Raw genomic sequence first — 20,008 nt, 5'->3', positions numbered from 1 at the left:
CACCGCCTAAGAGAACTAGGAATTTTTCCTAGTTCTGCTGGCGCTGGGTGATTTTATTGAGGGCTATCACACTCTGTGTGAATGAGGCATCCGGCGGACGATGAGACTACAACCTAATCCGCTCGCGGCCGGTGTAGATTTCGGCGCGGCCGGGGCGGCAAAAACCCACCAGCGTCATGCCCACCGATTCGGCGCACTGCACGGCCAGTTCGGTTGCTGCCGAGATAGCCAGCAGGATCTCGATGCCTGTACTGGCGCACTTTTGCACCATTTCGAAACTGGCGCGGCTGGTGACCAGAATGGCGCCATCACGCCGGCCACTGCGCAGCAGATGGCCAACCAGCTTATCCAGTGCGATATGACGACCGATATCTTCGCGAATGGCGGTGATATTTCCCGCACCATCGAGATGAACGGCGGCATGAGTGGCGCCGGTGGCCTGCCCGAGCAGTTGCAAGGGTCGCAGTTGCTCCAGCGCCTGTTCAATCAATTCAATCGAGAGCGTCTGACTGTTGGCGACGGCAGGCAAAGGGCGGATCACCTGCTCAAGGCGCTCGCTACCGCAGATGCCGCAGCCGGTGCGCCCGGCCATGCTGCGCTTTCGTTCATTGAGGCGCGCCACGCAGCGATTAGCCAGCGTCACCTGCACTTCCAGGCCATTGCAACCCGGCACCACCTCCAGATCATGGATATCGGAGAGCTTGTCGATGATCCCCTCACTTAAGGAGAACCCCACCGCAAAGTCATCGAGATCGGCGGCCGAACACATCATCACGCTATGGCTGATGCCGTTATAGACCAGCGCCACCGGTGTCTCGGCCGGCAGCTGCATCTGACTGTCTACCGTCACGCCATCGCTTTGATAGTGCACCACTTCACGCGGCACACAGAGGGCCGCAAACGGCTGGTTATCCAGAGCCATAACGCCTCCTTACTGCAACGTGTCGTAATGGCGGGTCGAGATGCCAAGGCGCTTCATGCGCGAGAGCAAGGTGGTGCGCTTCATACCAAGGCGGGCCGCGGCGCCACGCTCACCAGCCACGATGCCGTTGCACTGGCGCAGCGCCTGCAAGATAAGCTCCCGCTCATCGGAGCTTGGCGCCGTGGCGGGCATACTCGGGATCACCTGACTGACCACCGGATCGACATAGTAGCTCGGCGTTTCATACACCGGCTCCATGCGCAGTGGCAGCAGCTCTTCGGGAGAGAGGTTGAGCACCTGGCCCCGGGTCATCACCACCGCCCGCTCGATGATGTTCTCGAGCTCGCGAATGTTGCCGTACCAGGGCAGCGACACCAGGATCTTCATGGCATCGGCCGGGATTGAGGTGATCGAGCGTTGCATCCGGCCGGCAATCTTGCGGATAAAGTGATTGACCAAAAGCGGGATATCTTCGCGCCGCTCACGCAGGGGCGGCAGGTTGATGGGAAAGACATTGAGGCGATAATAGAGGTCGCTGCGAAAGCGCTTCTCGCCGACCATAGCCAGCAGATCGCAGTTGGTGGCGGCCACCAGTCGCACATCCACCGAGATGGCCTCGGTGCTGCCGACCCGCTCCAGCTCGCGCTCTTGCAATACCCGCAGCAGCTTGGGCTGCAGGTCTAGGGGCATGTCGCCCACTTCATCGAGAAACAGCGTGCCTTTGTCGGCCCGCTCAAAGCGGCCGATACGCCGGCTCAGGGCACCGGTAAAGGCCCCTTTCTCATGGCCAAACAGGTCACTTTCAATCAGGCCGGTCGGGATGGCGGCGCAGTTCACCTTGATCATCTCGTGGCCACGGCGCGGGCTCAACGCATGAATGGCGCGGGCAATCAGCTCCTTGCCGGTGCCGGTTTCGCCCAAAATAAGCACCGAGCAGTCGCTCTCGGCCACCATCCGCACCTTATCCATCACCTCTTGCATCGCCTGGCTTTGGAACACGATCTCCCCATCCATGCTGGCCTCGGCTACCCGGATGGTCTTCTCGCGCGCGCCGTTGGTGTTGCGGATCTCCTGCTGGGCCTGCACGTTGTTCATGGCGATCGCGGTGCGCGCCGCCACCTGCTCAAGCAGCGACAAATCGAGGGTATTGAAGAAATCGGCCTGTGGGTGCGAGAGGATCAGCACACCAAGCAACTGGTCGCGATAGCGCAGCGGCAGTACGCACGAGGCGCTGGCATCGCTTGGCAACATGTGGGAGTTAAAGCGGCAGCGCTGCTCGCAGCCACACTCCTGGTCCCGATAGAGGAAAAACGGCTGATGGCGGCTTTGGGCATCACTGAGACAGCGTTTTTCAAAACAGGTGTGCTCGGCCACCCCTTGCGCTTCACCACGGGTGGCGCTGACAAAATAGCTGCGAAAGCAATCGGAGGTGGTGTTGTATTCAGCCAGGCACAGACTGCTGATGGCAAAGTGGTGCTGCAAGATGGCAAACAGGGTGCGCGGCAACTCCTCAATGCGCACCTGCTTGATGACCGCGTTGGTCACGTCCACCAGAATGCGGCAGCTGTCGCGCTCAAGGCGCAGGGTATTAGCCTGCTCAAGCGCCCGCTCTTTGTCGAGTACGTTTTCAAGGGCAATGGCCACGATGGCGGCCAGCTGGGTAAGCCGCGCCACGGTCTGCATGTCAAACCGCTCGCGCCCGGTATGGATAAATTCCAGGCCGCCCAGGTGGCTGCGCGCCGTGGTGACCGGCAACTGGCAAAACGCGGTCAGACCGTCGTAAACCCCAAACTCGGCCAGCGCCCGGCTGCGGTTTTCAAAGCGATCGGCGCCCAGCACGATGGCCTGCTCACGGGAGAAATTGAGCTCACGCTTGCTGCAGGTGAGATGGCGCGGCCCCTGCTCGCTCATGAAATAGAACAGCGCCTCATCGTCACTGCCGGTATTGAGTACCAGATTGACCCGGGTCACACCGGCAAAGGCATCGTCAATCCGGTTGAGCTTGCGCACGAAATCGCCCAGCGTCACCGCCGAGAGCAGGCTCTTGGAGAGAGTCAGAAATTTATCGTCCCAAACGGGCGAGATGTCATCCAGGGGGATGGCAGTCAGATTCAGCATGAAGGCTCCGCACGAAACTGTTTCGGAAGGATCTGAGTTCCATCTTTTTGAGGCTTTTGATTGACCACTCAATGAAGCGGGCCAATAAGAAGATCAAAAAGAGACGCAAACAGCTGCGGTCATGATACGGTCGTCATCGATCACAAAATTGCTTTACATCAAACTAACACGCACTATCCGACAGGAACTGCGCACCTGGGGGGAAAGCCGGCAGGGTTCAGGATTTTTGCACCAGCATGGCGCTGTTATGCCATTTCAGCCCGCTGAAAATAAAGCTGGCACTGAGCAATTGCACCGCCACCAGCAGCCAGGGCAGGTTGTCGACCACCATGGGCGGAATACGGATACCCCACTGCCAGATCACCAGCGCCGCCAGTGATACCAATACCAGATTGATGACGGTGGTTTCCACAAAAGCCAGCAGCCAGGCCAGGGTAATCGAAAGAGATGAAAGCACGGCACGCATGGCGGCACGCGCAGCCATAAAGCAGCCGAAGAAGCAAAAGCCTATCAGAAAGATGAGATCGTGCTTGAAGGCAAAACAGGCCACACCCAGCAACATGCTGGCCAGATAAAAACCCATGTAAAAACGGGAAAAGGAGCGGGACTGCGGATCGCTCATCAGATTATCTCCAACCGAATTCTAAACGGGCTCTCCGTGAAGAGAGCCCGTGTTGTCATCAGCCGCGTGCGGCGCTGCGCAGTTTGGCCTTGAGTGCGCTGTACTCGATCTGGACGTAGCTTTCGGCTTCGGCCTGATCCTCGATGCGGTCAATCCGCACCGCACAGTACTTGTACTCGGGGGTGTGCGATACCGGGTCAACGTGCTCGATGGTCAGCTCGTTACAGGCACCGATCCACCACTGGTAGGTCATGTAGACCGCACCGGCGTTGATCCGCTCGTTGTAGTTGGCACGGGTAATCACCTTGCCACGACGAGAGGAGACCCACACCAGAGCCTGGTCACGAATACCCAGCGCTTTGGCATCGGTCGGGTGGATCTGCACATAACCCGGCTCATCGGCCAGCGTTTGCAGTGCCGAGCAGTTACCGGTCATCGAACGGCAGGAGTAGTGACCCACTTCACGCACGGTCGAGAGCACCAGCGGATACTGTTCATCCGTCTGTTCGAGCGGCGGACGCCATTCGGCGGCCAGCAGACGCCCCTTGCCACTTGGGGTGGTAAAGACGTTGCCTTCGAACAGGGTCGGCGTACCGGGGTGATCTTCGGTCGGGCAGGGCCACTGCACGCTCTTCAGATCGGCCATCTTCTCGTAAGTGACACCGGCATACAGGGGGCAGAGGGCACGCATCTCATCCCAGATCTCCTGGGTGTTGTTGTACTGCATCTCGTAACCCATGGCGCGAGCCATCAACGAGAAGATCTCCCAGTCCGGCTTGACGTTTTCCGGCGGGGTAACCGCCTTGTAGAAACGCTGGAAGCCGCGGTCAGCCGAGCTGTAAACCCCTTCGTGTTCACCCCAGCTGGTGGCCGGCAGGATCACATCCGCCATCTCGGCGGTTTGGGTCATGAAGATATCCTGCACGATGACCAGATCCATCGCCTGGAGAGTACGGCGGAAAGCAGAGAGATCCGCTTCGGTCTGAGCCGGGTCTTCACCGAAGATGTACATCGCTTTACAGATGCCCTCTTCGACCTTGTGACCAACCTGAGTCAACTTGTAACCCGGTTTCATCGGCAGCGACGGCACGCCCCACGCCTTGGCAAACTTGGCGCTGATCTCCGGATCAGTCACCGACTGATAGCCGGGGAGCTGATGCGGCAGCATGCCCATGTCGCAGGTGCCCTGCACGTTGTTTTGACCACGTACCGGACCGCAACCGGTCCCGACACGGCCGAAGTTACCGGTCAGCAGTGCCAGACCTGCCAGTCCCTTGACCACATCAACGGCCTGGCCGTATTGGGTCACACCCATGCCCCACAGGATCATGGAGTTGGGCGCTTCGGCATAGGTGCGGATCGCCGCACGGATGTCCGCAGCCTTAAGACCGGTGATCGACTCCACGTACTCGGGGGTGTACTTGTCGACGATAGCCTTGAACTCGTCGAACCCCTCGGTGAAGTTGGCGACATACTCCTTGTTGTACAGCCCTTCGTTGATCAGCACGTTAGCAAACGCGTTGACCAGCGCCATGTTGGAGCCGTTCTTCAGGGGCAGCCACTGATCCGCCACCCGGGCCGTTTCAATCATCCGCGGATCGCAGACGATGATCTTGGCGCCGTTGGCTTTGGCTTTGAGAATGTGACGGGCCACGATGGGGTGGGAATCCGCCGCGTTATAACCAAACACCAGCAGGCACTTGGCATCTTGAATTTGTGGAATGGCGTTACTCATGGCGCCGTTCCCTACGCTTGTCTCCAGACCGGAGACTGATGGGGCGTGACACACCCTCGCGCAGTGGTCTACGTTGTTGGTGCCTAGCACCGCTCGCGCAAACTTCTGCATCACGTAGTTGGCTTCATTCCCCGGCCCCCGGGCAGAGCCGGTGGTCATGATGGCATCGGGACCGTATTGGTCCTTGATGGCCGCCAGACGGCTGCTGGCGAACTCGATCGCCTCTTCCCAGGAGACCGATTCCAGTTTGCCGCCGCGGACGCGACGGATCATCGGGCTCTTGAGACGAGGTGTCAGCAAGTTGGTGTCGTTGAGGAAATCCCAGCCGTAGTACCCCTTGAGGCAAAGTTGCCCTTCGTTGGTACGGCCGTGGGCACCCTCAGCCCCCACCACCTTGTTGTTCTCTACCAGCAGGTTGATCTTGCAGCCGGTCCCGCAATAGGGACAGACGGTGATCACCTTTTTCATTAAAAGTTCCACTCACATTGATTCATGGGATGGATATCGGATGGCATCCACAATCAGACCGGCTGCAGCGCAAGTGCGCTGGCCAGTTGCTTGCGGCGTCGCTCCTGTTCCAGATCATCCGGCGTCACCAGCCGCAGGGCCTGGGTCGGACAGACACTGACACAAGCCGGGCCATCGGCACGATGTCCGCACAGGTCACACTTGAGGGCATGCGCCTTCTTGTGCGCCTTGGCAAACAACGAATCGGACTCGGGGGCCGTCTCGGTGACGACCACGTTCATGGCGCCATAAGGGCAGGCCACCACGCACGACTTGCAGCCGATGCAACGCTCCTGACGCACGGTCACACACCCGTTTTCCGTAACAATCGCCTGATTCGGGCAGGCCATGGCACACGGTTTGTCCTCACACTGGCGGCAGAGGATCGGCGTAGTAATCCGCTCCGTGACCACCAGTTTGAGACGGGGGTGAAAAGGCGCATTTGCCTGAACAGTGCCCTGGGCATCACTCGCCTGATGCGAAACGGCGCAGGCCACCTCGCAGGTACGGCACCCAATGCAGCGTTCCGGATCGGCAATCACAAACCTGTTCATAACTTGATCCTGATTGTTCTAGTTAGCGAACCGCTTGCAGAAAGCGGCAAGGCGGGACCAGTACAGCATGGAGTGTGCCAACTTTTATTTCATTGATTTGAAAGGGGTTTTCATCAGTGTCGAGGTGACGACAGTCAGATGTCGACAAAAGTGACGACGCCTGTCGAGGGGACTTATTCGATGTGACGAGGCTCACAAGATGTGGCCCTGCCTGACGCCAGCCCTTGCCAGATAAGGGTTACGGCCAGATGACATCCGCCAGAGTGATGCCCTGACGAGGGGGCCGACAGCCGGTGACACCCTCGACACTTGTGACGCCAGTCACAATTAATCTAGCGACCAACACCATGCAACCTTAATTAAATTCAATAAAATCAATAAATTAAAAAGTTTTTTGGCGATGGCACCATTTTTGTATAAGGAGGGGCACTCACAGCACATGACAAGGTAAGCTAATGAACCGCTTCGTGATTGCTGACCCCCGCCTGTGTATCGGCTGTGGCACCTGTATGGCAGCCTGCAGCCAGGTACACAAGGCCGAGGGGTTACAGCAAACTCCCAGACTGACCGTGGAACGCCACGGCGCCGCAACCATGCCAATCCAGTGCCGGCACTGCGATGACGCCCCCTGTCTCAAGGTGTGCCCGGTCGAGGCCATCACCCAGACCGGTGACAGTGTCCAGCTCAACGAGAGCCTGTGCATCGGTTGCAACCTGTGCGCCGTAGCCTGTCCGTTCGGTGCCATCCAGTCTGGCGGCAGCCGCCCGATCGCCGTGGCCACCAGCTACGACACCTATATCCCCAACTCGATTCGATCGAGCAACCCCTCCACCGCCTCCGGTCTGCCCTGCTTTGGCAAAGACCTGCTGCGCTGGGAGCCGGGTGTGCGCAATATCGCAGTCAAATGCGACCTGTGCGAGTTCCGTGCCGAAGGACCGGCCTGCGTGAGTGCCTGCCCCTCCCAGGCGCTGATGCTGGTTGATCCGGCCAGCACCGAGCGTGCCCGCACCGCCCGCCGCCAACGTGCCGCCGTCGATCACCCGGCGGTGACCATTGCATCGCCCGAGGGAGACGCCTGATGAGCCTGCTATCCGGAGCCCTGCTCCTTTATGTCGTCGCGACCCTGATTGCCTTGCTCGGACGTGGCAGCGAGTCCCTCGCTTGTCGTCTGGCCAGCCTGGTCTCGGCCGCCGGCGCCCTGCTCGGCCTGCTGTGCGCCGTGCATACCCTGGCCAGCGGAGACATTCTGACCGGTCAACTGTGGCTGCTGGGCAGCGTGCGCTGTGACGGCCTCTCGGCCGTGCTGCTGCTGGCCATCTCGCTGGTTGGCGTCGCCGCCAGCCTCTACGCCACCAGCTACCTGCACGAGTACGAAGGCAAGGGCGCGGCCACCATCGCCACCCACAGCGGCCTGTTCCTGCTTGCCATGACGCTGCTGGTGGTGGTCGACTCGGCCATCCCCTTCCTGCTGACCTACGAGATCATCACGCTGGTAACCTGGGCGGTGCTGCGCACCAACCCGGACGCCACCCGTCAGGCGCGCCTCTATCTGCTGCTAAGCCACGTCGGTATGGTGCTGGTGCTGGCCGCCTTCTGGCTGCTGTCCAGTGAAGCTGGCAGCTTCTCGTTTAGCGTGCTGCGTGAACACCACCCGGTCGGCGCCGTCGCCAACCACATCTTCCTGCTCGGCCTGCTTGGGTTTGGCCTGCGTGCCGGCTTCATGCCGCTGCACGGCTGGCTGCCCGATGCCGAGCCGATGGCCCCCTCCCATGTGTCAGCCCTGATGTCCGGCGTGATGGTCAAACTCGGCCTGTTCGGCATTCTGCGTCTGGCGGTAGACCTGCTCGGCGTACCGAGCCTGTGGTGGGGCTATGTGGTGCTGTTCCTCGGCTGCGCCTCGGCCGTGCTGGGAGTGCTGTACGCCTTGGCCGAGCACGATCTCAAACGCCTGCTGGCTTACCACACAGTGGAAAACATCGGCATCATCCTGATGGGGATGGGGATCGGTATGATCGGTATCGCCAGCGGTCAGCCGATGCTGACCCTGCTCGGCCTGCTCGGCGCCCTCTATCACCTGCTCAACCACGCCGTGTTCAAGAGCCTGCTGTTTATGGGCACCGGCTCGGTGATGTTCCGCCTGCACACCCGTGACATGGACAAGATGGGGGGCCTGGCCCGCCGCATGCCGTGGACCGCGCTGGCGTTTCTCATCGGCGCCATGAGTATCTCGGCCCTGCCACCGCTCAACGGCTTTGTCAGCGAATGGTTTATCTACCAATCCCTGCTTGGCATGAGCCGTCTGGGCAGCCCCGCCAGTGCCGCCATCGGCGTGGTGATGCTGGCGGTGACCGGTGCCATGGCCGTGATGTGCTTTGTGAAGGTGTACGGGGTTTGCTTTGGTGGTGAGGCGCGCAGCGCCAAGGCCGCAGAAGCGGTCGAAGTGCCGCTGCTGATGCGTGCCGGCACCCTGCTGCTGGCAGCCAGCTGTCTGGTGCTGGGTCTGGGCTCGCCCTGGATTGCCGGCGCGCTGGCTCACTACGCTCAGAGCCTGCTGCCCACTGCCATGCCGGTGAGCCAGGGTAGCGCCCTGATCCCGACCGACGCCAGCCAGGCCATTTTGTCGACCCCGGTGATTGCCATCACCCTGCTCGGTCTGCTGGTGCTGCCCTGGTTGCTGCTGGCAGTGCTGCGCAGCGAACGTCTGCCGCGCCGTCAAAGCGGCACGCCGTGGGCCTGCGGTTATGCCTATGACGGTCGTATGAGCCTTAATGCCGGCGCCGTGACCCACACCCTGCGGACCCTGTGCGCCCCCCTCTACCGTCTGCGCCCCAGCCTGGATCTGGCCACTGTGCTCAAGCTGTTCCCGGCCAGCGCAACCCGCGTGGTGGATGCCCTGGTGGTGGTGCTGTTCGTCCTGATGCTGGTAGGAGTGTAAGTGATGCCAATTCTCGAAATGCCGAGCTGGGGCATGCTGACCCTGGCGCTGTTCCAAGCGGTGGCCATGCTGGCGCTGGCACCGCTGGCGACCGGGTTTAACCGGGTGATCCGCGCCAAGATGCACTCGCGTCAAGGCCCGGGGCTGTTGCAGGATTATCGCGATATCGCCAAGCTGCTGCGCCGCCAGGCCGTGATGCCGCAAAGCGTCACGCTGGTGTCGCTGGCCATGCCGTGGGTGCTGCTGGTGACCTTGCTGTTGATTGCGATGGCCCTGCCGACCCTGACCCAGCAATCGCCCTTCCCGATCGCCGGCGATCTTATCACCGACATCTACCTGTTTGCGGTGTTCCGCTTCTTCTTCTCGCTGGCGGGTCTGGATAACGGCAGCCTGTTTGCCGGTGTCGGTGCCAGCCGCGAGCTGACCCTGGGCATCCTGGTCGAGCCGATCCTGGTGTTGTCGTGCTTTGTGATGGCGATGATGGCCGGCAGCTTTGACCTTGGCAACATCAGCACCTACATGGCCGAGCACACTCTGACTGCGCCGCTGGCAGCGCTGCTGGCGGCACTGGCCTGCGCCTTTGCGGTGTTTGTCGAAATGGGCAAACTGCCGTTTGACTGCGCCGAAGCCGAGCAAGAGCTGCAAGAAGGCCCGCTCACCGAGTACTCGGGTTCGAGCCTCGCACTCATCAAGCTCTCCCTCGGTCTCAAGCAACTGGTGGTGGTGCAGCTGTTCTTTGCCCTGTTCCTGCCCTTTGGCCGCGCCGTGCAGTGGCACGTTGGCAGCCTGATCGGCGCCGCCGCCGTGCTGCTGCTCAAACTGGTGGTGGCCTTCCTGCTCGCCGGCCTGATTGAGAACGCCATGGCGCGTACCCGTTTTGTCAAAACTCACCTGCTGACCCGTTACGGCCTCGGCATTGCCGTGCTGGCCCTTGTCGCCTACCTGGCCCGGATCTGACCATGAACCAGATGAATCAACACACTGCCCACGACCAGCATATCGGCGCTGACACCATCGCCGAGCTGAGACGTCACCACCCGCATGCCATTGTCGAAGAGACCTGGCAAACCGCCGATCAGGCGACCCTGACCGTCAAGCCGACCGCACTGGTCGAGGTGGCCGGTCGCCTGTTCCACCAGCTCGATGGCTGGCTGTCGGTGTCGTTTGCCAACGACGAGCGGACCCTCAACGGCCACTTCGCCGTCTATCACGTCTTCTCGGTTGAGGGCTCCACCAAGAGCTGGATCACCCTGCGCGTGCTGGTTGATGCCAACGAGCAGGAGTACCCCTCGCTGACGCCGACCATCCCTGCCGCCGTGTGGGGCGAGCGCGAGATCCGCGACATGTATGGCCTGACCGCCGTCGGTCTGCCCGACCAGCGTCGTCTGGTCCTGCCCGATGACTGGCCGCAAGACTTGCATCCGCTGCGTAAAGACGCCATGGACTACCGCCAGCGTCCGATGCCGACCACTGACACCGAAACCTACCCCTTCATCAACGAGCTGGGGGATGACGGTAATCGCATCGTGCCGGTCGGCCCCTTGCACATCACCTCGGACGAGCCGGGTCACTTTCGCCTATTTGTCGATGGTGAAGACATCGTCGATGCGGACTACCGCCTGTTCTATGTCCACCGCGGCATGGAGAAGCTGGCTGAAACCCGCATGGGTTACAACGAAGTGGCGTTTCTGACTGACCGGGTGTGCGGCATCTGCGGCTTTACCCACAGCGTCGCCTACTCCACCTCGGTAGAGAACGCCCTCGGCATTGCAGTGCCGGCACGCGCCAAGATGATTCGCGCCGTGCTGCTCGAGGTCGAGCGCCTGCACAGCCACATGCTCAACGTCGGTCTGGCCAGCCACTTCACCGGTTTTGATACCGGCTTCATGCAGTTCTTCCGGGTGCGTGAAAAGTCGATGGCGCTGGCCGAGCTGCTGACCGGTGCCCGTAAAACCTACGGCCTTAACCTCATCGGTGGCGTGCGCCGCGACATCATGAAGGAAGACCGGATCAAGGGTGCCCAGCTGGTGCGCGAACTGCGCGACGAGCTCAAGCCGTTGGTCGCCATGCTGCTTGAGACCGCCAATATCTCCTCGCGGATGGTCGGCATCGGCCGTCTCGATCCCAAGGTGGCGCGCGATTTCAGCTGCGTCGGCCCCATGGTGCGCGCCAGCGGTCACGCTCGTGACGTGCGCCGGGTGCACGACTTTGCCGGCTACCGCGAGCTGCCGATGGAGATCCGCTCTCTGACCGGCGGTGACGTCGAGTCCCGCGTGCTGGTGCGTATCCACGAGCTGTACGACTCCCTCGATATGATCGAATACGGCCTCAAGCACCTGCCGGCCGGTCCGCTGCTCACCGAAGGCTTTACCTACCAACCGGGCAAGTTTGCACTGGGCTTTACCGAAGCGCCCCGTGGCGAGAACGTGCACTGGAGCATGACCGGTGACAATCAGAAGTTGTTCCGCTGGCGCTGCCGTGCGGCCACCTATGCCAACTGGCCGGCCCTGCGCTACATGCTGCGTGGTAACACCATTGCCGACGCACCGCTCATCATTGGCAGCCTGGATCCCTGCTACTCCTGTACCGACCGGGTCACCCTGGTTGATGCCAAGAAGGGCAAGTCCACCGTGGTCTCCTACAAGGAGATCGAGCGTTACGGTCAGGAGCGTACCGGCTCCCCGCTGAAATAAGAGGCGATCATGCTCAAGCTGTTCAAGACCATTCTCAAAGCCGGCACTCCGGTCGCCAAATATCCGTTCGCCCCGTATGAGGTGAACCACGATTTTCGCGGCAAGCCGGAATACAACGCCGATCAGTGCATCGCCTGCGCCGCCTGCACCAAGGCCTGCCCGGCCAATGCCCTGATCATGGAAACCGATCTCGCCAGCGGCACCCGCCGCTGGGAGATATCGATGGCGCGCTGCATCTTCTGCGGCCGCTGCGAAGAGGTCTGCCCGACCCGAGCCATCACCCTCTCTCCCACCTTCGAGCTGGCGGTGACCAACAAGGCCGACCTGTACGAAGAGGCGAGCTTCCCGCTCGCCGCCTGTGGCGAGTGCGGCGACTATTTCGCCCCCGAGCGTCTGGTGTCGCTGGTGCAAGACACCCTCAAGCAGTCGGCCACGCCGCTGCCCGAGCACGACCGCCTGCAACTGTGCCCGGCCTGCAAGCGCCGCCGCAGCATGCTGGCCCAGGAAAATCTGTTTATCAGCCGCGACCTGCAACCGGCTGACCAAGGGGAGAATGCGTGATGAGTGCCATCAAGGGGATCCAGCCACTGGTGGGCGATGCCCACACCCGTGCGGTGCCGATTGCCGAGCACCCGGACGCCGCCCGCCTCAAGCACACCCTGCTTAAAGAGATCCGCCGCTCGGCCTATGTCTACCGGGTGGACTGCGGTGGCTGCAACGCCTGCGAAATCGAGATCTTTGCCGCCATCACCCCGCTGTTTGATGCCGAGCGTTTCGGCATCAAGGTGGTGGCCTCGCCGCGCCACGCCGACATCCTGCTGTTTACCGGTGCGGTAACCCGCGCCATGCGCATGCCAGCTCTGCGCGCCTATGAAGCGGCGCCTGATCCCAAGATCTGCATCGCTTACGGCGCTTGTGGCTGCGACGGCGGCATCTTCCACGACCTCTACTGCGTCTGGGGCGGCACCGACAAAATCGTGCCGGTCGATGTCTATATTCCGGGCTGTCCGCCGACGCCGGCCGCAACCCTTTATGGCTTTGCCGTGGCACTCGGCCTGCTTGATCAAAAACTCAAGGCCAAGCACACCGACGTGGCTGCCGGCAGCCGGGTTGAACTGCGCCACACCGGTATTCCTCAGGAGATCCGGGTGATGGTCGAGCGCGAAGCACGCCGTCTGGCCGGTTATCGCCAAGGGCGCATCATCAGCGATGAGTTCCTTGAGGTGCTGGAGAAGGCCACTCCCGACACGGTCGATGGCGATCTGCGCCGTTATCTGGAGCGCCGCGACGATCCGCGTCTGTCCGAGATTGTGGCCAACCTCGCCAACCTCTGCCTGAACCGTTCCGGGAGCGCGGCATGAGTGAGCAAGTGCTGTTTTATCGCCTGAGCCGCAAGTTCGTCGACGAGAAATTCGACGTACCGGAAGAGGCCAAATCGGTGATGTACTACAGCCTCGCCATCGGCCACCATCTGGGGATTGTCGACTGCCTCAAGGCCGACATTGTCTGCCCGCGCGATGCCTATCGCGAGTGGGTGGCCAAGCTGCCGGCCGGCAGCGAAGCGCGGCGCAAGATGGAAGGGTTTCTGACCTTCGGGGAAGTGACCATCTATCGCGAGCACTGCCATATGCTGGCGTGTGCCTTCGATCGCCTGCGTGCGGCCGATCTGACCGACGAGGAGCGCGGTTGGACCGAGGCCTTTATGGATCAGCTCGCCGCGCTGCACCGTGATCCACACATGTACCTGATGCTGAGGAGCCGCTGATGAGCAACCTCATCCTGACCGTCGGAAACAGCATGATGGGCGACGATGGCGCCGGTCCGCTGCTGGCCGAGCGATTGGCCGCCGCGCCGCTGCCCGGCTGGCAGGTGATCGACGGGGGCTCAGCCCCCGAGATGCAGATGCACGCGATCCGCACCCTGGCTCCGTCGCGGGTGGTGCTGGTTGACGCCGCCGAGATGGGCGAGCCGGCCGGACTGGTGCGCGAGATAGACAGCGAGACCATCGCCGACATGTTTATCTTCTCGACCCACAATATGCCGCTTAACTTTCTCATCGATGAGCTGAAAACCTTCGTGCCCGAGGTGGTGTTTATCGGCATTCAACCGGCTATCGTGGCGTTCTCGTTCCCGCTCACCGAGATGGTATCGAGCGCGGTGGATCGCCTTTATGCGCGGTTGGCCGGCTGGCAGGAAGGCTCGCCACTGGCGCTTGCTGACAGCGACTGACGCACGCGAAACCGCCCCCGTTTGGGGGCGATTTTTTGGTGCATCTAGCGTAACAATGGCACGGCAAGGCCTGCAGGGCAGATCGAAACTGACCTGAATCAAAAGAACGTTACAACAGAAAACATAAACGTTGAGTCCCTTTGTTGATTTCCAGACAATGGGCGCCATGCGGAAGTTGATGGGGTCTGGTGGCCTCCCCGGTCTACAAAACCGGTGGGACCCGAGAAGGGTTCGGCGAGTTCGATTCTAGCCTCTTCCGCCAACTCTCTTGCTTCCCCCTTCCCGAAGAATAACCGCGCGACTGCGCACCATGAACCCCGTTTCTATTGTCAGGCCATGTGCCTTTCAATATTCCATCACTGTGTTTGGCGACGTGAATATGGCGATGTCAGAACCCACTCGAATTGATTACCAGCTTCCCCAGGTTGAGCAACTGCTGCAGCGGGAGTTTCTACAACCCTTTATCGCGGCCTTGAGCCGGCCACTGGTCACCGAGCTGGTGCGTGAAGAGCTGGCGGCAATTCGCCAGTTGCCGGCATTTCGCGAGCTCGGCGTGGCGGCCATCCCCCTTGATGAGCGCTTGAGCGCCCGCTGCCAGCACCACCTGCGCCAGCGGCAGACCCGCGTTATCAACGCCACCGGCACCGTGATCCACACCAACCTTGGTCGCTCGCCGCTGCATCCGGCCCTGTGGGACGAGGTGCGCGAGCTCAACACCAGCTACAACAATCTGGAGCTGAGTTTGAACCAGGGCAAACGCGGTGAGCGCAAGGGGTTAATTGCCCGCCTGCTCGGCTGCCTGACCGGCGCCGAAGAGTCGCTGGTGGTCAACAACAATGCTGCCGCCGTGCTGCTGATGCTGCAAACTCTGGCGGCCGGGCGCGAGGTGATCGTCTCGCGCGGCGAGCAGATCCAGATTGGCGGCGGCTTTCGCATTCCCGATATTCTGGCGCTCTCTGGCGCCAAGCTGGTGGAGGTGGGCACCACCAACATCACCACCGCCGAGGACTACCTCAACGCCATCACCGAGCAGACCGCGCTGGTCTTGATGGTGCACCGCTCCAACTTCGCCATTCGCGGCTTTACCGAATCGCCGGATATTCACGAACTGGCCCGCGCCCTGCCACCCCATGTGCTGCTGGCGGTGGATCAGGGCTCGGGACTCACCACCGAGACCTTCACCGACGAAGAGCCATCGGTGCGCCACTACCTCAAGGCGGGGGCTCATCTGGTCTGCTACTCCGGTGACAAGCTGCTGGGCGGCCCACAGGCTGGCATGGTGAGTGGGCGCGCCGATCTGATTGCCCGTCTGGAAAAACACCCCATGATGCGGGCGTTTCGCCCCAGCCGCATCGTCTACTCCCTGCTTGAGCGGATGCTGATCCACAAACTTAACCGCGACCCACGCGGTGAAGGGATTGCCCAGCGCACTGTCTGCAACGCCGAAGCGATGCAAGAGCACGCCAGCGCCCTGCTGCGCGCCCTGCCGGGACGACTGCGCCAGGTTCCGGCCCAGCTGGTGGTCGGTGGTGGCACCCTGCCTGATCAGTTCTATCCGGCGCTGGCTCTTGAAATCATTGACCCGCGCCCGGCGCAGCAACTGCACGATGCCCTGCGCGCCCTGCCGGTGCCGGTGATTGCCACCGTGCGCCAGCAGTCGGTGCTGCTCAATATGGCCACCTTGCTGCCGGGTGATCTGCCGCTGCTCACCAGCCAGCTCACCCGCCTGCTGGCCGGCACCACGGCCGAGGTGCAACCATGAGTGCGCAGCACTATCGCGGTGTGATTGGTGTCGCCGGCCACGTTGACCACGGCAAAACCACGCTTATCAAGGCGCTGACCGGTATCACCACGGCTCGGGCCCACGAGCAGGCTATCGGCATGACCCAGGATCTCGGTTTTGCCCACTTCGCCGACGCGGCGGGCAATCCGGTCGGGGTGATCGACGTACCGGGCCATGAGCGCTATATCCGCAACATGGTCGCCGGCATGTGGAGTCTGGATCTGGTGCTGCTGGTGGTGGCGGCCGACGAGGGCTGGATGCCGATGACCCGCGATCACCTGCAGGTGATCCGCGCCATGGGCATCGAGCGGCTGGTGGTCGCCATCAACAAGTGCGATCTGGTCTGCGCCGATGAGCTCAAAAAACGTGAAGAGCAGATCCAGGAGCAGGTGTTTGAACTGGTCGGTCTGCTGCCCGAGGTGGTGAGCGTAAGCGCACTGACCGGGCTGAATATCGATGCCCTGCGTGAGTTGCTGCTCACCAGCCTGCCCAAGCAAGCGGCAGATCAAGAGCAAGGCGCACGACTCTACATCGACCGGGTGTTCAGTGCCCACGGCACCGGCACCGTGGTGACCGGCACACTGCGCGGTGGCACCCTGCGAGTGGGTGACAAGCTGACCCTCTACCCCTCCGGGCGCAGCGTACAGATCCGCTCGCTGCAGGCCTATCACCAGCCACACGACGAAGTGAGTGCCTCCTCACGGGTGGCGGTGGGATTAAAAAAGGTGCCCCATCAGGAGGTATCGCGCGGTGACTGTCTGGCCAGTGATGAGGCGCACTGCCTGGCTGCCAGCCAGCTGGTGGTGCGCCTTGAGGGTCCGTCGCCAACGCGCCAGCAGCAGGTTGAAGTGGCCGTAGGCACCTGGCAGGGCCGCGCCACCCTGGTGCCGCTGGCTGCGCCAGGCTTGGCCCGCTTGTTACCAGAGCGCCCCCTGCCGTGCTTTTTTGCCCAGCCGCTGGCCATCATCCGCCACGGCAGCAGCGAGTTGCTGCACGCCGGGCGCGTTGCCTGGAGCGGCGAAGTGCCCACTCACCAACGCCGCGCCCTCTATAGCCTGCTCTCCTCCTTGCCCGCCGATCTCAGCGGCTGCCATCCGGCGCGCTTGCAACTCGCCCTGCAAGGTTATGTGGAAAGCAGCGCGCTACCTGCCATCCCGGTTGGCATGGTGCAAGGCGGCCGTTGGTTGATTGAGCCCGACTGGCTGGCTCATCAGCAGCAAGCGGTCTTGACCCTGCTGGCCGAGCCCGGCAGTGCGTTCAGTCAACGTGAGCTCTCCTGGCGGCTGCACGTAGAGAGCGATGTGATGGGCGTGCTGCTCAAGGGGCTCAAAGAGGCGCAGAAAATCCGCCTTAACTATGAGAAGTGGCAGCTTGGCGACGGAGAGTCGGAAGACGATCTGCCCGCCCCTGCCCAAGCGGTATTGGCACTGGTTCGCAGTCAGAATAAAGCGGGTTATGAGCCGGGCAAAACCGGTCCCGGCGGAGTCAGTGAAGATGCCGGCGAGCAGATGGGATTGTCCTTGCCCGAGCGGCAAAAGCAGCTGCGTAACCTCGCCCGTCTCAAGTACGTGGTGCTGCTCGAGGGCGGCATCTACCTTGATGCCGGACTCTATCGCGAGATGGTGTGCGCCGTTCTCGCCGATCAGCAGGTCGGCGCGCTGATCAACATGGCCCACGTTAAAGACCAGGCCGGCTTGTCGCGCAAATACGCCATCCCCTTTTGCCTGCGCATGGAGATGGACGGCTGGGTACGCCGCCAGGACAACGACCGCATCGTGCTCAAACTCCCCGCCTGATCCCGCAGCCTGCTCGCCGGACGGATCTTATCGGCCGGCGAGCGCCGCTAAATGTCGGGCCGAATTACCGGATGGTCAGGCCCACAACATTGCGCGTTGATATCCACACCTGTATTAACCGGATTAATTTCGGCCGCATTACCTGTTGATTCAGACAACAATATCCATCCACCTTCAATATCTGTCACTTACCTCGTATTTATTACTTCTGGACTCGTTAGATAATGTTTGCCTCACCACAAATATTCATCAAGATCAATTAATCATCTTGTTGTTATTAAAGTGATATATCAGTGATGCGTAAATAGGTAAATGCTTAAAACTTGATTTCATTTTGCTGATGCAGCTCTCAGTTTTGGTCAGGAAATGTCGCTTGGGTTCAACTATATTGCTTGAACAACTATGACTACGATTGCGTCGCACAATCCCTTATCGGGCTGATGACGACACTCTGCTTGCTGCACACGGAAGGTCCACCACTATGAAATTGTCCCGGCAACTGGCCATTATTGTTTCGATAGCCATCCTGGGGCTGGTACTGCTCAGTACTTATGCCCTCACTACCCTGCACGCCACCATGGTCGAGAACCGCAAACACGAGTTGCAGCATGTGCTGTCACTGGCGGTGCAAAGCGCCGCCCCGTTTGTCGAGATGGAGCAACAGGGCAAGCTGACCCATGAAGAGGCCAAGGCGCGCGCCATCGAGGCACTCTCCCGCTTCCGCGGTGGCGACAACTACCTGTGGGTGCGTGACGATCAGGGTGTGTTGCTGGTGCACGTGCGTGCCAACGACATCGGCAAGAAAGATGAAGGGCGCCGTCCGGATGGCACCTCCAACTGGGATGCCTTCCAGGCGCTGGTGCGCACGGACAAATACGCCTTTATCGAACAACTATCCAAACGCCCGGGCGGCACAGTGGATGTCCCCAAAATCAACGGACTGACCAAGCTGCCGGGCTGGAACTGGCTGTTTGGCTATGGCGTCTATATCGATGATGTGGAGTCTGCCTTCTGGAGCTTTGCCACCAAGGTGATTGCGGTGAGCGTGCTGACCCTGCTGATTGTGGCGGGTTCGGCCGTGATGCTGGCTCGCAGCATCTATCACAAGCTCGGCGGCGAGCCTGAATATGCAGCGCGCGTCTCCCAAGAGATTGCCAGTGGCGTGCTGAGCGTCAGGCCACAGGGCAAGATCCCGCCTGACAGTCTGCTTGGCTCGATTTTCCGCATGCAGGGTGCTCTGCGCACCATGATCGAGGAGATCCAGCAAAGCGCCGGTCGTCTGACCCAGGCCTCGCACAATCTCAATGCCCAGATGAGCCATATCAACAACGCCTCGCAGCACTCATCGGTGGCCACCACCTCGTCGGCGGCAGCCATTCAAGAGCTCTCGACCTGTATCGCCAATATCTCCCACAGTGCTCGCAGCACCGAAGATAACGCCGCGCAAGCCAAGGATCTGGCCGTCAGCGGTGCCGCGCTGGTCAGCCAGGCATCACAGCGTATTACCGATGTCTCGACCCAGGTCAGCCGCTCGACCGATGCCATCCTCGAGCTACAAAAGAACTCGGTGCAGATCGGCAATATTGTCGATGTGATTCGCGCCATCGCCGAGCAGACCAACCTGCTGGCACTGAACGCCGCCATTGAAGCCGCCCGCGCGGGTGAGCAAGGCCGCGGCTTTGCTGTGGTGGCGGATGAGGTGCGCACGCTGGCCTCACGCACGGCCAAGGCGACTGCCGAGATCACCACCATGATTGACGCGGTGCAAAACGAAACGGGGGCCGTGGTCAAGGTGATGAACGACGTACTGCCGATGGTCGAGAGCAGCGTGGAATATTCCGAGCAAGCGGCGAGCTCGATTGCGCAGCTCAACCAAGGTGCGAGCGAGGCACTCGAGATGATCCGCGAAGTCTCCCACGCTGCCCGTGAGCAAAATCAGGCGACCGAGAACGTGGCCGAGAACTTTGAAACCATCGCTGCTGCTATTCGTGACACGGCCAGCACGGTGGAAGAGGTCAAGGTCAACGTCGATACGCTGGCGCAATTGGCGGTCGATCTGAACCAGAGCGTGCGCTTCTTCAAGCTCTAAGCCTCCCCGGATAAAGTAAGACCCC

The 20,008-nt window shown here is 61.2% G+C and carries 16 protein-coding genes and 1 tRNA gene; 12 read left to right on the top strand and 5 right to left on the bottom strand.

The window, feature by feature from the left end; translation table 11 throughout:
- Positions 1–106: 106 nt before the first annotated feature.
- From fdhD to BW958_RS01540, 5 genes are all read right to left on the bottom strand, one after another.
- Entirely contained in the window at positions 107–922 is an 816-nt protein-coding gene (gene fdhD, locus BW958_RS01560; protein WP_076573646.1) for a formate dehydrogenase accessory sulfurtransferase FdhD, read from the bottom strand.
- A 9-nt stretch (positions 923–931) separates the two neighbouring features.
- Positions 932–3,040, bottom strand: coding sequence for a sigma 54-interacting transcriptional regulator (locus BW958_RS01555; RefSeq protein WP_076573644.1), 2,109 nt, complete (start codon positions 3,038–3,040; stop codon positions 932–934).
- 217 nt (positions 3,041–3,257) lie between these two features.
- Positions 3,258–3,662 (bottom strand): hypothetical protein, encoded by a 405-nt coding sequence (locus tag BW958_RS01550; protein ID WP_076573642.1) that lies wholly within the window; start codon positions 3,660–3,662, stop codon positions 3,258–3,260.
- Between the two features lie 58 nt (positions 3,663–3,720).
- Entirely contained in the window at positions 3,721–5,865 is a 2,145-nt protein-coding gene (gene fdhF / locus BW958_RS01545; RefSeq protein ID WP_076573640.1) for a formate dehydrogenase subunit alpha, read from the bottom strand.
- A 53-nt stretch (positions 5,866–5,918) separates the two neighbouring features.
- Complete coding sequence (locus BW958_RS01540; protein ID WP_076573638.1) at positions 5,919–6,458, bottom strand: 4Fe-4S dicluster domain-containing protein; 540 nt, start codon at positions 6,456–6,458, stop codon at positions 5,919–5,921.
- Between the two features lie 455 nt (positions 6,459–6,913).
- Here BW958_RS01540 and BW958_RS01535 point away from each other — a divergent pair, with 455 nt between their 5' ends.
- The 12 genes from BW958_RS01535 (at position 6,914) to BW958_RS01485 (ending at position 19,983) form a co-directional block, all read left to right on the top strand.
- A complete protein-coding gene (locus BW958_RS01535; RefSeq protein WP_076573636.1) occupies positions 6,914–7,537 on the top strand; it encodes a 4Fe-4S dicluster domain-containing protein in 624 nt (207 codons plus the stop codon).
- A complete protein-coding gene (gene hyfB / locus BW958_RS01530) occupies positions 7,537–9,393 on the top strand; it encodes a hydrogenase 4 subunit B (RefSeq protein WP_076573634.1) in 1,857 nt (618 codons plus the stop codon). Before BW958_RS01535 ends, hyfB begins: the two co-directional genes overlap by 1 nt.
- Before the next feature lie 3 nt (positions 9,394–9,396).
- A complete protein-coding gene (locus BW958_RS01525; protein WP_076573632.1) occupies positions 9,397–10,350 on the top strand; it encodes a respiratory chain complex I subunit 1 family protein in 954 nt (317 codons plus the stop codon).
- 11 nt (positions 10,351–10,361) lie between these two features.
- Positions 10,362–12,086 carry a hydrogenase large subunit gene (locus tag BW958_RS01520; protein ID WP_076574084.1) on the top strand — a complete coding sequence of 575 codons (1,725 nt, stop codon included), beginning with the start codon at positions 10,362–10,364 and terminating at the stop codon, positions 12,084–12,086.
- 9 nt (positions 12,087–12,095) lie between these two features.
- Positions 12,096–12,647 carry a formate hydrogenlyase complex iron-sulfur subunit gene (locus BW958_RS01515; RefSeq protein ID WP_076573630.1) on the top strand — a complete coding sequence of 184 codons (552 nt, stop codon included), beginning with the start codon at positions 12,096–12,098 and terminating at the stop codon, positions 12,645–12,647.
- Positions 12,647–13,447, top strand: coding sequence for an NADH-quinone oxidoreductase subunit B family protein (locus BW958_RS01510; protein ID WP_076573628.1), 801 nt, complete (start codon positions 12,647–12,649; stop codon positions 13,445–13,447). Before BW958_RS01515 ends, BW958_RS01510 begins: the two co-directional genes overlap by 1 nt.
- Positions 13,444–13,851, top strand: a complete 408-nt coding sequence (locus BW958_RS01505; RefSeq protein WP_076573626.1) for a formate hydrogenlyase maturation HycH family protein — start codon at positions 13,444–13,446, stop codon at positions 13,849–13,851. The genes BW958_RS01510 and BW958_RS01505 overlap by 4 nt, the downstream gene beginning before the upstream one ends.
- Entirely contained in the window at positions 13,848–14,315 is a 468-nt protein-coding gene (gene hycI, locus BW958_RS01500) for a hydrogenase maturation peptidase HycI (protein WP_143232982.1), read from the top strand. Before BW958_RS01505 ends, hycI begins: the two co-directional genes overlap by 4 nt.
- A 170-nt stretch (positions 14,316–14,485) precedes the next feature.
- Positions 14,486–14,577: transfer RNA gene (locus tag BW958_RS20465), tRNA-OTHER, on the top strand.
- Positions 14,578–14,700: 123 nt separating this feature from the next.
- Positions 14,701–16,077 carry an L-seryl-tRNA(Sec) selenium transferase gene (gene selA, locus BW958_RS01495; RefSeq protein WP_256701759.1) on the top strand — a complete coding sequence of 459 codons (1,377 nt, stop codon included), beginning with the start codon at positions 14,701–14,703 and terminating at the stop codon, positions 16,075–16,077.
- Positions 16,074–17,894 carry a selenocysteine-specific translation elongation factor gene (gene selB, locus BW958_RS01490; protein ID WP_076573623.1) on the top strand — a complete coding sequence of 607 codons (1,821 nt, stop codon included), beginning with the start codon at positions 16,074–16,076 and terminating at the stop codon, positions 17,892–17,894. Before selA ends, selB begins: the two co-directional genes overlap by 4 nt.
- A 481-nt stretch (positions 17,895–18,375) precedes the next feature.
- Positions 18,376–19,983, top strand: coding sequence for a methyl-accepting chemotaxis protein (locus tag BW958_RS01485; RefSeq protein WP_076573621.1), 1,608 nt, complete (start codon positions 18,376–18,378; stop codon positions 19,981–19,983).
- Positions 19,984–20,008: the final 25 nt, after the last annotated feature.

Origin of the sequence: Aeromonas sp. RU39B (genome assembly GCF_900156095.1) — a bacterium.
Classification (GTDB): Bacteria; Pseudomonadota; Gammaproteobacteria; order Enterobacterales; family Aeromonadaceae; genus Aeromonas.
Note: the sequence above shows the minus strand (reverse complement) of the source record. Positions and strands in the feature narration are given on the sequence as shown.